10 protein-coding genes are annotated in these 11,865 nt (G+C 72.3%); 7 read left to right on the forward strand and 3 right to left on the reverse strand.

The window, feature by feature from the left end; genetic code table 11:
* Positions 1-137 precede the first annotated feature (137 nt).
* Both AB0959_RS52465 and AB0959_RS52470 read right to left on the reverse strand, forming a co-directional pair.
* A complete protein-coding gene (locus AB0959_RS52465) occupies positions 138-2,468 on the reverse strand; it encodes a helix-hairpin-helix domain-containing protein (RefSeq protein ID WP_366834117.1) in 2,331 nt (776 codons plus the stop codon).
* Positions 2,465-3,448, reverse strand: coding sequence for an aldo/keto reductase (locus tag AB0959_RS52470; RefSeq protein WP_366834118.1), 984 nt, complete (start codon positions 3,446-3,448; stop codon positions 2,465-2,467). Before AB0959_RS52470 ends, AB0959_RS52465 begins: the two co-directional genes overlap by 4 nt.
* A 286-nt stretch (positions 3,449-3,734) precedes the next feature.
* On the opposite strand from AB0959_RS52470, the gene AB0959_RS52475 reads away from it, so the two are divergent.
* Entirely contained in the window at positions 3,735-4,790 is a 1,056-nt protein-coding gene (locus AB0959_RS52475) for an LLM class F420-dependent oxidoreductase (protein ID WP_366834119.1), read from the forward strand.
* Between the two features lie 237 nt (positions 4,791-5,027).
* Positions 5,028-5,816, forward strand: a complete 789-nt coding sequence (locus AB0959_RS52480) for a ferritin-like domain-containing protein (RefSeq protein WP_366834120.1) — start codon at positions 5,028-5,030, stop codon at positions 5,814-5,816.
* Between the two features lie 89 nt (positions 5,817-5,905).
* Here the strand turns inward: AB0959_RS52480 and corA are convergent, their stop codons facing one another.
* Positions 5,906-6,901: a magnesium/cobalt transporter CorA gene (gene corA / locus AB0959_RS52485; protein ID WP_366834121.1), complete on the reverse strand. Its 996-nt coding sequence runs from the start codon at positions 6,899-6,901 to the stop codon at positions 5,906-5,908.
* A 92-nt stretch (positions 6,902-6,993) separates the two neighbouring features.
* Here corA and AB0959_RS52490 point away from each other — a divergent pair, with 92 nt between their 5' ends.
* The 5 genes from AB0959_RS52490 to AB0959_RS52510 all read left to right on the forward strand — a co-directional run bounded on the left by AB0959_RS52490 (position 6,994) and on the right by AB0959_RS52510 (position 11,827).
* Positions 6,994-7,680: a histidine phosphatase family protein gene (locus AB0959_RS52490; RefSeq protein WP_366834122.1), complete on the forward strand. Its 687-nt coding sequence runs from the start codon at positions 6,994-6,996 to the stop codon at positions 7,678-7,680.
* 99 nt (positions 7,681-7,779) lie between these two features.
* Positions 7,780-8,370, forward strand: a complete 591-nt coding sequence (locus AB0959_RS52495; protein ID WP_366834123.1) for a DUF3090 domain-containing protein — start codon at positions 7,780-7,782, stop codon at positions 8,368-8,370.
* Positions 8,334-9,152 carry an SCO1664 family protein gene (locus AB0959_RS52500; protein ID WP_366834124.1) on the forward strand — a complete coding sequence of 273 codons (819 nt, stop codon included), beginning with the start codon at positions 8,334-8,336 and terminating at the stop codon, positions 9,150-9,152. Before AB0959_RS52495 ends, AB0959_RS52500 begins: the two co-directional genes overlap by 37 nt.
* A 256-nt stretch (positions 9,153-9,408) precedes the next feature.
* Complete coding sequence (gene mshC, locus AB0959_RS52505) at positions 9,409-10,638, forward strand: cysteine--1-D-myo-inosityl 2-amino-2-deoxy-alpha-D-glucopyranoside ligase (protein ID WP_366834125.1); 1,230 nt, start codon at positions 9,409-9,411, stop codon at positions 10,636-10,638.
* A 214-nt stretch (positions 10,639-10,852) separates the two neighbouring features.
* Positions 10,853-11,827, forward strand: a complete 975-nt coding sequence (locus tag AB0959_RS52510) for a superoxide dismutase (protein ID WP_366834126.1) — start codon at positions 10,853-10,855, stop codon at positions 11,825-11,827.
* Positions 11,828-11,865 lie beyond the last annotated feature (38 nt).

Here is an 11,865-nt window from a genome sequence, read left to right on the forward strand (position 1 = left end):
TTTCTTTCGTTTCGCGGGGCGGCGCGGGGTACGCGTGGCCCCGGCCGGCCCGGGCGCGGCCGGGGGGGGGGGGGGGGCCCCCCCCCCCCCGCCGTGTCCGTCGCGCGTCGAGGGAGCCGCCGCGCGGTTCGAGCGTCTCAACCCGCCGCCGGAACCTGTGCCTTGAGCAGGGCAGGCAGACGGGTCGTACGGGGCTTGGCGGAGACCTCGGCAACGGCCCGGGGGAGCGCCTGCTCCACACCGTGCACCACGGACAGGTGGCGCTCGGCGCGCCCGAAGGCCGTGTAGATCCAGGGTCGGGTCAGCGCCTGGGCCGCGTCACCGGGCAGTACGACCACCGCGGCCGGCCATCGCTGCCCCACCGCCTGGTGCGCGGTCAGCGCCCACCCGTGCCGCACGGCCTGCTCCACCCGCTCCTTCGGTACGACGACGGGGGTGCCCTCGCACTCCAGGTGCAGCCCGTCGGCGTCGGCCTTCACGACGCGGCCCGGCACCGTACGGCCCGGGGCGGGGGAGTAGGCGACGCGGTCACCGGGGTCGAAACCGCCGAAGCGGCCCGGGCCGGGGTTCAGCCGCTCCTTCAGCGCCGCGTTGAGCGCGCGGGTACCGGCCGCGCCGCCGTGGCCCGGGGTGATCACCTGCGTCTGCCCGGCCGGGATCCCGATCGCCCGCGGCACCGAGTCCGCGACGAGCTGCACGGTCCGGTGCACCGCCTCACCGGCCTCCCGCACCGGCACGATCACGACCTCCTTGCCGGGCGCGTCGACCTGGTTCAGCTCGCCGATGCCGATCCCGGAGACCAGCTCGCCGATGGGGCCGGGGTCGGGCGTCCGCGAGGCGATCTGAGGGCACACCCGGGCGGCGAGCAGATCCGCGAAGACCCGCCCCGGACCCGCGGACCACAGCACTCCCGGATCGCCGCTGAGCACCAGCCGCGCCCCGTCGGGCAGCGACTCGGCGAGCACCGCCGCGGCCTCTACGTCGAGCTGCGGGGCGTCGAGCACCACGAGGAGGTCGAGAGCGAGCGCCCCGTCCACGTCCCGCCCGGGCCCTTCGGCACCGGACAGGAGCCCGGCCACGGTGACCACCGCCGAGGTGGCGTCCTGTGCGGCGTCCTCGGGGGCGAGCGGCTCACCGGGGTGCACCGCGGGGCCGTCCTGCCCCGGTCGGTCGTCCGCGGCCACCGCACCCGCCGCGTCGGCGAGCAGCGCCGTGAAGCTGCGCCGTCCGTCCGGGGTGTGCGCGGCCGCGTACGCGCGCAGGCCGAGTGCGCGCGCGGCGGCGACCAGGGCCGCGGGCTCCGTGCGGGACGCCTCGCCGCCGGTGTGCAGGACCAGACCGTGCCCGGCGACCGCGCCGATCAGCTCCGCCGCGGAACGCGTCGCCGAGGCGGCGGCCCGCTCCCATTCGGGGGTCGAACCGTCCTCCTTGGGCACCGAGTTGATCACTCGGGCCAGCCCGTCGGCGAGGCTCTCCTCCGCTAGGGCGTACCGCTCCAGGCCGAGCAGCACGCGGACCGGGCGCTCCTGCTCCTCCTCGCCCTCATCCTCGGTCTCCCGGGCCGGGGCGCCGTCGTCGAGGGCGTCCTGGAAAGCCAGGGCCTCGCCCTCCGCGATGGCGCTCTGCACCGCCGCGTCCGGGTCCGGCACCGAGCGCTGGGTGAGCGCGGCGGTCAGGGCCGGGACCTCCAGGGCCGTGTGGCCGGCGAGCGCCGCCTGTTCCAGCAGCCAGACGGTGACCGCACGGGTCCGCCGCTCGTCGTCGGGGCCGCACTCCGCGCCGAGCAGGGCCCGTGCGAAGCCGTCGGCCTGCTCGGGCCGCACGCCGGAGACCCGCAGCAACTGCCAGGGATCCGCGCGCAGTTCACCCTCGGCGCCCTCGCCGAGCACGGCGGCGACCTGCGGCGCGAGGGTCTCCGGGGCGCCGCCCCCGGTCAGTACGGCACGCACGGCCTCGACCGTCTCGCGTGCGGGAGCCGCGGGGCCCGCGGCGACCGCGGCGACCGCGGCGGCGGGGGCCGCGGGCGGCGTGGGCTGGGGGCGCCGCACCGGCTCGGCGGCCGGCCTGCGCGGTGCGGGCTCCGGCTCGCCGAACGCCGGGGACGGCTTCTGGCCGCTCTCCACGGCCCGCACGGCCGCGAGGAGGTCGGCGGCCTTCCCGCTGAGCTTGGTCCCGCTCTCGATCGGCGCCGCCTTCTCGGCCTTGCGCCGCTCGATCCGCTCCCGCTCCACCTCCTGAGCCGCCAACTCGGCCTCGGCCTCGGACCGATCGGGAGCGCCGGCCGCGTCCTCGGCGCCGGCCGTGTCCGAACCACTCTCAGCCGTGTCCGAACCACTCTCGGCGGCATCCTTACCACCCTCAGCGGTGCCCGTGCCGCTCCCGGCGGCCTCCGGGCCGCCCTCGGGCGCGTTCTCGTCGCCCGGGTGCCCCGGCTCGGGCGTCTCCGTGGTCTCGGGCTCCGTGCTCACAGCGTGCTCCAGTCGTGATCGGGATAGCGGTGCAAGGGCGCCGACACGTCGTCGAGAGCCCGGCAGATCTCGTCAGGAAGAGTAAGTGCCTCCACTGACAACGCCCCTGTGAGCTGCTGCGCGTTGCGCGCGCCGATGATCGGGGCGGCCACACCGGGACGGTCGCGGACCCAGGCGAGGGCCACCTGGAGCGGACTCGCGGCGAGACCGTCCGCGGCCGTCTGCACCGCGTCCACGATGCTGCTCGCCGTCTCGTCGAGGTACGGCGCGACGAAGGGGGCCAGGTGCTCGGAGGCGCCCCGTGAGTCGACGGGCGTGGAGTGGCGGTACTTGCCGGTGAGGACGCCGCGGCCGAGCGGAGAGGACGGCAGCAGCCCGACGCCCAGGTCCAGGGCCGCGGGGAGCACCTCCCGCTCCACGCCGCGCTGGAGCAGGGAGTACTCCATCTGCGTACTGGCAAGGCGGGTGCGTATGCCCGAAGCCGCGAGCTGCCATGTGGCGGCCTTCGCGAGCTGCCAGCCGCAGAAGTTGGACACTCCCGCGTACCGCGCCCGCCCGCTGCTGACCGCCAGGTCGAGCGCCTGGAGCGTCTCCTCCAGGGGGGTGTCGGTGTCGTAGGCGTGGACGTGCCACAGGTCCACGTAGTCCGTGCCGAGGCGGGTCAGGGAGGCGTCGAGCGCGGAGAGCAGATGGCCGCGTGAGCCGTCGAAGCGGCGGTCGGGGTCCGGCACGCTGCCCGCCTTGGTCGAGATGACCAGGTCGCGGCGTGGCACGAGTCCTTCCATGAGCCGCCCGAGCAGATACTCGGACTCGCCGTCCCCGTACACGTCCGCCGTGTCGACGAGCGTGCCACCCGCCTCCCAGAACACCTTCAGCATGTCCGCGGCGTCGTGCTCGTCCGTGTCACGTCCCCAGGTCAGGGTGCCGAGCCCGATCCGGGACACACGCAGGCCGGTACGGCCGAGATGCCTCTGCTCCATGAACGCGACACTACTGTCCGGAACTGGCGGCGTGGGAAGCCTGTGGACAACCGATTTCCGCGGGTGGGTGGGTTGCCGCGGGTTGTGTGTGGCTGGTCGCGCAGTTCAGCACAATCCAGCCCCTCCGGCGTTTGAGGAGCGGGGTCCGGGGCGGAGCCCCGTGCGGGGTCGAAAGGGGCAGCGCCCCCGGTGATGGGACGGGTAGGGGCGGCGGGGGCGAAGAAAACCCACCCCCACGCTAAGGTCGAGCCCACCACGCACGTTACTGATCGGTAAGGGGAAGGCCATGCAGCTCGGGATCAACCTCGGCTACTGGGGCGCCGGAATGGACGCGGACAATCTCGCCGTGGCCCAGGAGGCCGACCGGCTCGGCTACGCCGTGTGCTGGGCCGCCGAGGCCTACGGCTCGGACGCGGCCACCGTACTCACCTGGGTCGCCGCCCAGACCGACCGCATCGACGTCGGCTCGGCCATCTTCCAGATCCCGGCCCGCCAGCCCGCGATGACCGCGATGACCGCCGCCACCCTCGACTCGCTCTCCGGCGGCCGCTTCCGCCTCGGCCTCGGCGTCTCGGGCCCCCAGGTCTCCGAGGGCTGGTACGGGGTGAAGTTCGACAAGCCCCTCGCCCGCACCCGCGAGTACGTCGAGATCATCCGCAAGGCGATGACCCGCGAGCGGCTCTCCTACGAGGGGGAGCACTGGACGCTCCCGCTCCCCGGCGGCCCCGGCAAGCCGATCAAGCTCACCGTGCACCCCCAGCGCGAGCACATCCCGCTCTACATCGCCGCCATCGGGCCGAAGAACCTCGAGCAGACCGGTGAGATCGCCGACGGGGCCCTCCTCATCTTCCCCTCCGCCGCCCACCTCGAAGAGACCGCGATCAAGTACCTGCGGGCCGGGCGCGAGAAGGCCGGCAGGACCCTCGACGGATTCGACATCTGCCCGACGCTCCCGCTCGCCGTCGGCGACGACAAGGACGTGACCACCCTCGCCGACACCTTCCGCCCGTACACGGCGCTGTACGTCGGCGGCATGGGCAGCCGCAAGCAGAACTTCTACAACCAGCTCGCCCAGCGCATGGGATACGAGAAGGAGGCCGCCGAGATCCAGGACAAGTACCTGTCCGGCGACAAGCAGGGCGCCGCGGCGGCCATCCCGCACGAGCTGATCGACCAGACCACGCTGCTCGGCTCCGTCGACCGTATCGCCGACCGTATGAAGGCCTACGCCGAGGCCGGGGTCACCACGCTCACGCTGGCACCCGCGGGCTTCACGCTGGAGGAGCGGGTCGCCTCGCTCCGGGCCGGTTCCGAGGCCCTGGAGCGCGCAGGGCTCGCGTAACGGAACGAGGGATGTTCCGCGGCCGTGGTGGGGGCTCGGGGGTCTTCCCCGCCACGGCCGTCACGGGACACAACGCCTCTCCACACCGCTTGGTTACGCGCGCCTCGCACCCGGGAGTACGCGCGCCTCGACCCTTCCCGTCCACCGTTCGGCGGATTTGTCCGCCACACGTGTTGCCGCACCCCTGCCACCGCATTTGACTCGTTCTTTGCGGAACCCTGCAGAGAGGTGCCTCAGATGCTTTCGGCCAAGAGTCTGTTCCAGGAGATCCTCGACAACGACGAGTCGTTCCGGCTGTTCTGCTCCATCGCCGCCAGCGGGGAGTCGCAGGGAGGCTGGGAGAACGCCCGCATCGCCGCGCTCGTCCCGCGGAGCGAGCGCGCTCTCGCACCCAAGATCACCCGCCACGGCGCAGACGAGGACAAGCACGGGCGCATCTTCAACGCCCTCATGAAGAAGCGCGGCCTCGAACCCGTCGAGGTCCCGCCCGCCACCGACTACACCATGATCCTTGAGCGGAACGGCATCGGCCTCCCGCACGAGAAACTCAAGAGCGACCAGCCGCTCACCGTCCAGGACATCGTCACGTACCTCGCCCACAGCAGGGTCACCGAACAGCGCGCCTCCGAGGAGATGGAGCTCCTGCGCAAGCACTTCGCCGACCACCCCGACGTCGGGCGCGCGGTCAGGATGATCTCCAACGACGAGGACAACCACCTCGCGTACTGCCACGAGGAGTTGCTGCGCTTCGCGGCGGCCGGTCACGGCCGCGTGATCCAGCGGACCCTCCGCGAGTGCGCCCTCGCGGAGATCCGTATCTACCGTGACGTCAGCCTCGCCGTGATGGCCGACATGGGCCGCGTCCTCGGCTGGTCCAGGCCCAAGGCCGCCGTCCTCGCCGCGGGCATCCACGCCGTCTACCTGTACGAGAGGCTCGGCGGCTGGCGCCGCATGGTCTCCCTGAAGATGCCCGAACGCCGCGACGCGCTCGGCGGACCGGCCACCCCGGAGCCCGAGTTCGCGTGACCGACGGGCACGCGCGCGTGGCCCCCGAAACGGCTCCACGCGCGCGTACGCCACGAAACCACACCTGAAGCAGCCGCCCGCGGCCGCGACTACAACCAGCCCTGCCGCTTGAACAGCCCGTACAACAGCACCTCCAGCACGGCCATCACCGCGATCAGCGCCGGATAGAACCACACCCAGTGCAGTTCCGGCATGTGCTCGAAGTTCATGCCGTAGATGCCCGCGAGCATCGTGGGAACGGCGGCCATCGCCGCCCACGAGGAGATCTTCCGCATGTCGTCGTTCTGCCGGACGCTCATCTGGGCGAGATGGGCCGACAGGACGTCCGAGACCAGCCGGTCCAGACCCTCCACGGACTCGTTCACGCGCGTGAGGTGGTCGTTCACGTCACGGAAGAAGGGCTGCGCACGGTCGTCCACGAAGGGCACCGCCGTGGCGGACAGGCCCGTGCCGGCGAGCCGTGACAGCGGGACGGCGAGCGGGACCGTGGCCCGGCGGAACTCCAGGACCTGCCGCTTGAAGGCGTAGATCCGGGACGCGGTGTGCCGCGAGCTGCCGATGTCCGGCGAGAAGACCTCCGCCTCCAGCTCCTCCAAGTCGGTCTGCAACTCGGTCGCCACGTCCAGGTAGTGGTCGACCGTGGCGTCCATGAGCGCGTACAGCACCGACGTGGGCCCCTTGCCGAGCATCTCGGGCTCGTCCTCCAGGCGGCGTCGTACGACCCCGAGGGGAGTGCCCTCGCCGTGCCGTACGGTCACCACGAACCCCTTACCGAGGAAGACCATGACCTCGCCCGTGGAGACGGTGTCACCGGCCGGCTCGTACACGACCGGCTTGAGGACCAGGAACAGCGAGTCCTCGTACACCTCCAGCTTGGGCCGCTGATGCGCCTTCAGAGCGTCCTCCACGGCGAGCGGATGCAGCCCGAACTCCTGGGTGACCAGGCCGAACTCGTTCTCCGTCGGCTCGTGCAGCCCGATCCAGACGAAGCCGCCCGCGGCCCGCGCGTCCGCCAGGGCGTCGGACAGGTCCTCAGGGCCCTTGGTGCGGCGTCCGTCGCGGTAGACGGCACAGTCGACGATCACAGGGCATGTCCTTCCGTCGTCGGCCCGGGAGCGCACCACGGGTGCCCCGAACCCCGGAGGAGCACACCGGCGCCCCGTCTAGGCTGGGCGGCATGCCCACGTTGATCCTTGTACGGCACGGACGGTCCACCGCCAACACCTCCGGCTTGCTCGCCGGGTGGACGCCGGGCGTCGCCCTGGACGAACGCGGCGCCGCGCAGGCCGCCGCACTGCCCGGGCGCCTCGCCGGGCTGCCGATCTCCGAGGTGGTCACCAGCCCGCTGCAGCGCTGCCAGGAGACGCTCCGGCCGCTCCTCGACGCCCGCCCGGAGCTCAGCCCGCACACCGACGAGCGGATCGGTGAGGCGCACTACGGCGACTGGTCCGGCCGCAAGCTCGCCGAGCTGGGGGACGAGCCGCTGATGGAGGTCGTCCAGGCCCATCCGTCGGCGGCCGCGTTCCCCGGCGGCGAGTCGATGCGGGCGATGCAGGACCGTGCCGTGGCGGCCGTACGCGAGTGGAACGCGCGCGTGGAGCGCGATCACGGTGCCGACGCCGTGTACGTCATGTGCTCGCACGGCGACATCATCAAGTCCCTCGTGGCGGACGCGCTCGGACTCCATCTCGACCTCTTCCAGCGGATCTCCGTGGAACCGTGCTCCGTCACCGCGATCCGTTACACCCGCTTGCGGCCGTTCCTCGTTCGCCTCGGCGACACCGGGGATTTCGCGTCCCTTGCCCCTCGGGAGGAGCCGCCGGGCACCGACGCTCCGGTCGGAGGCGACGCGGGCGCACCGTGATCGTCAACCGCAGTAGGGTGAAGCGGTCGCAGCGGTACAGCGCGTGTCAGCAGCAGCCGCGGCGGCCGGTCCCGACGTCGATTCCAATGGAGACAGGACGTGTCCCGTCAGGTGTTCCTCTACGACCCCCCGGACCGCTTCGTGGCCGGTACGGTCGGGCTGCCCGGGCGCCGTACCTTCTTCCTGCAGGCTTCATCAGGGCAGCGCGTCACCAGCGTCGCCCTGGAGAAGACCCAGGTCGCGGCGCTCGCCGAGCGCATGGACGAACTGCTCGACGAGGTCGTACGGCGCAGTGGGGGCAGCGCTTCTGTCCCTGCCGTGGCACCCAGTGAGATCTCCGACACGGCTCCGCTGGAGACGCCGGTCGAGGAGGAGTTCCGGGTCGGCACCATGGCGCTGGCCTGGGACGGCGACGAGCAGCGCATGATCGTCGAGGCACAGGCCCTGGTGGAGCTGGACGCCGACTCCGAGGAGGACCTGGCCGAGGCCGAGGAAAAGTTGCTCCAGGACGAGGAGAACGGCCCGCCGATGCTCCGTGTCCGGCTCAGCGGCACGCAGGCCCGTGCCTTCGCCAAGCGCGCCCTCGACGTCGTCAACGCGGGACGCCCGCCGTGCCCGCTGTGCAGCCTGCCGCTCGACCCGGAGGGACACGTATGTCCGCGCCAGAACGGATACCGTCGCGAAGCGTGACGTCCGCCGAACTGCTCGCCAAGGGCGAGCTGACCGTGCGCGGCCGCATCCGCGAGGCGTCCAACGCGGCGCTGTACTGCACGGTGACGTACGAGGGCAGGGAAGCCGCCTGCATCTACAAGCCCGTCGCAGGCGAGAGACCCCTGTGGGACTTCCCCGACGGGACGCTCGCCCAGCGCGAGGTCGCGGCGTTCGAGGTCTCCGAGGCGACCGGTTGGGGCCTCGTACCGCCCACCGTGCTGCGCGAGGGGCCGTACGGCGAGGGCATGTGCCAGCTGTGGATCGAGGGACAGCCGGGCGCCGAGCTCCTGGCCCTCGTCGACGGCGAGGAGCCGGAGGAAGGCTGGAAGGCGATCGGCTTCGCCGAGGTCGGCGAGGGGAAGACGGCCCTCCTGGTGCACGCCGACGACGCGCGGCTGCGGCGGCTCGCCGTCCTCGACGCGGTCATCAACAACGCCGACCGCAAGGGCGGCCATCTGCTGCCGGCCGCTGAGGGCCGCCTGTACGGCATCGACCACGGCGTCACCTTCAACGCCGAGAACAAGCTGCGCACCCTTCTGTGGGGGTGGGCGGGCGAGCCCCTCACGGAGGAGTCGCTCGACGTTCTCCGCCGGCTGCGGGACGGGCTCACGGCCGGGGGAGAGCTGGCCGGGCGGCTGGGCGCGCTGATCACGGACGTGGAGCTCGACGCACTCCGTGAGCGGGTCGGAGCGCTCCTCGCCGGCGGCAGGCATCCCGAGCCGTCCGGGGAGTGGCCGGCCATTCCGTGGCCCCCTGTCTGACGCCCGCGCGCCCGCCGTCCCACCGACCCGGTTTCTCCGCCCCCGCCGCCCCTGGATCTTTCAGCCCTTCCGGCGTTTGAGGAGCGGGGTCCGGGGCGGAGCCCCGGAGACGGGACGGGACGGGACGGGGCGGCGGGGGCGACAACCCCGAGACACCAACCATGCACGGCGGGACGTAACACACAAGACCGCCTTCCCGGCCATCCGCCCCCGGTCCGGTTCGTATGCGGAACTTCCGTCCGGTTAGGCTCATGACATGCATGCCTGGCCCGCTTCCGACGTCCCCGCCCTGCCTGGCAAGGGCCGCGACCTCCGGATCCACGACACCGCGACCGGTGGTCCCGTCACCCTGGACCCCGGCCCCGTCGCCCGTCTCTACGTCTGCGGGATCACTCCCTACGACGCGACCCACATGGGTCACGCGGCGACCTACAACGCGTTCGACCTCGTTCAGCGCGTGTGGCTCGACACCAAGCGCCAGGTCCAGTACGTGCAGAACGTCACGGACGTCGACGACCCGCTGCTGGAGCGAGCGGAGCGGGACGGCGTCGACTGGGCGGCCCTCGCCGAGCAGGAGACCGCCCTCTTCCGCGAGGACATGACCGCCCTGCGGATGCTGCCCCCGCAGCACTACATCGGGGCCGTCGAGGCGATACCCGGGATCGTCCCGCTCGTCGAGCGGTTGCGCGACGCCGGCGCCGCGTACGAACTCGAAGGGGACGTCTACTTCTCCGTCGAGTCCGACCCGAACTTCGGCAAGGTCTCCAATCTGGACGCCGCCGCGATGCGCCTGCTGTCCGCCGAGCGCGGCGGCGACCCGGACCGCCCGGGCAAGAAGAACCCGCTCGACCCGATGCTCTGGATGGCCGCCCGCGAGGGCGAGCCCAGCTGGGACGGCGGCTCGCTCGGCCGCGGCCGGCCCGGCTGGCACATCGAGTGCGTCGCCATCGCCCTCGACCACCTCGGCATGGGCTTCGACATCCAGGGCGGGGGATCGGATCTGGCCTTCCCGCACCACGAGATGGGCGCCTCGCACGCCCAGGCACTGACCGGCGAGTTCCCCATGGCCAAGGCGTACGTCCACGCCGGGATGGTCGCGCTCGACGGCGAGAAGATGTCGAAGTCGAAGGGCAACCTCGTCTTCGTGTCCAAGCTGCGGCACGACGGGGTCGACCCCGCGGCCATACGGCTCGCGCTGCTGGCCCACCACTACCGCGCCGACTGGGAGTGGACCGACCAGGTCCTCGCGGACGCCGTCGCCCGCCTCGACCGCTGGCGCGCGGCCGTGTCGCGGCCCGACGGCCCGCCCGCCGAGGCACTGGTCGAGGAGATCCGCGAGGCCCTCGCGAACGACCTGGACGCCCCGGCCGCGCTCGCCGCGGTCGACCGCTGGGCCGACCTGCAGAAGGAGCGGGGCGGTACGGACGAGGGCGCGCCCGGAGTCGTCTCGCGTGCGGTGGACGCGCTGCTGGGTGTGGCGCTGTGACCTCTGTGACACGTGTGAATTCGTGACCGCTGTGAGGTAACCGTCGTGCACGGCAAAGGGGCGTTTCCCCGTGCGGGAAGCGCCCCTTCATCCTGTCAAGAGGCTGTCGGACGGCTGCTTGTTGCTGCGGTGGCATACGACATGTGATGGGGTGACAGAGGAAGTTGACCGTTGGACCGGCCAACTGGCCGGTTCCCACGCGGAAGGACACGCAGTGACACCCCCGCACTCTTCCCCCGCACCACACTTCAGCCGGAGAGGGCTGCTCACGGCCGGAGCGGCCACCGCCGGTGCCGTACTCCTCGGATCACCCGCCGAGGCGGCCCCGCACTCCGCACGGACCCGGCCCTCCCTGATTCCGCTGCCCGACGGCTTCCGCCCCGAGGGCATCGCGATCGGCGGCGGCCCGTACGCCTACCTCGGCTCGCTCGGCGACGGCTCGATCTACCGCGCCTCCTTACGCACCGGAGAGGGCCGGATCATCTCGGCCGGACCCGGTACGCCGTCCGTGGGCCTCAAACTCGACGACCGGGGGCGGCTGTTCGTCGCCGGGCGCGGTCAGGGAGCCCGCGTGGTCGACGTGCGCACGGGGGAGATCCTCGCCTCGTACACGCTGACCACGGCGACCCCGACGTTCACCAACGACGTGTTCCTGACGCCGCGCACGGCCTGGTTCACGGACTCCTTCCAGCCCGCGCTGTACGCCCTGCCGCTCGGCCGGGGCGGTGCGCTGCCGCGCCCGGAGGACGTCGTGACGGTCACCCTGAGCGGTGACTGGAGCCAGGTCCCCGGTGAGACCGTGAACGCCAACGGCATCACCCGCACCCCCGACGGCAAGGCGCTCCTCGTCGTGCAGTCCGGGGTCGGCGGCCTCCATCGCGTCGACCCGAGGACCGGAGTGACCGGACTCGTCGACCTCGGTGACGCGGCCCCGCTCACCAACGGCGACGGGCTGCTGCTGATCGGACGGACGCTGTACGTCGTGCAGAACCGCCAGAACGCGATCGACGTGTTCACGCTGGCCGCGGACGGCACCAGCGGTGTCTTCCAGAAGCGCCTCACGGCCCCGGACTTCGACGTACCGACCACCGTGGCCGCCCACAAGGGAACGCTCTACCTGCCCAACGCCCGGTTCACCACCACGCCGACGCCGGACACGACGTACGCCGTCGTCGCAGTGGAGCGCTGAAGCGCTGACCTGCACGGGGGAGCACCCCAGCCGCTACG

Origin of the sequence: Streptomyces sp. NPDC046862 (assembly GCF_040704615.1) — a bacterium.
GTDB lineage: Bacteria > Actinomycetota > Actinomycetes > Streptomycetales > Streptomycetaceae > Streptomyces.

Coding starts and splice junctions, on each gene's coding strand:
- AB0959_RS52470 (WP_366834118.1), bottom strand. CDS start 3,448: ATGGAGCAGAGGCATCTCGGCCGTACCGGCCTGCGTGTGTCCCGGATC.
- AB0959_RS52475 (WP_366834119.1), top strand. CDS start 3,735: ATGCAGCTCGGGATCAACCTCGGCTACTGGGGCGCCGGAATGGACGCG.
- AB0959_RS52480 (WP_366834120.1), top strand. CDS start 5,028: ATGCTTTCGGCCAAGAGTCTGTTCCAGGAGATCCTCGACAACGACGAG.
- AB0959_RS52490 (WP_366834122.1), top strand. CDS start 6,994: ATGCCCACGTTGATCCTTGTACGGCACGGACGGTCCACCGCCAACACC.
- AB0959_RS52500 (WP_366834124.1), top strand. CDS start 8,334: ATGTCCGCGCCAGAACGGATACCGTCGCGAAGCGTGACGTCCGCCGAA.
- mshC (WP_366834125.1), top strand. CDS start 9,409: ATGCATGCCTGGCCCGCTTCCGACGTCCCCGCCCTGCCTGGCAAGGGC.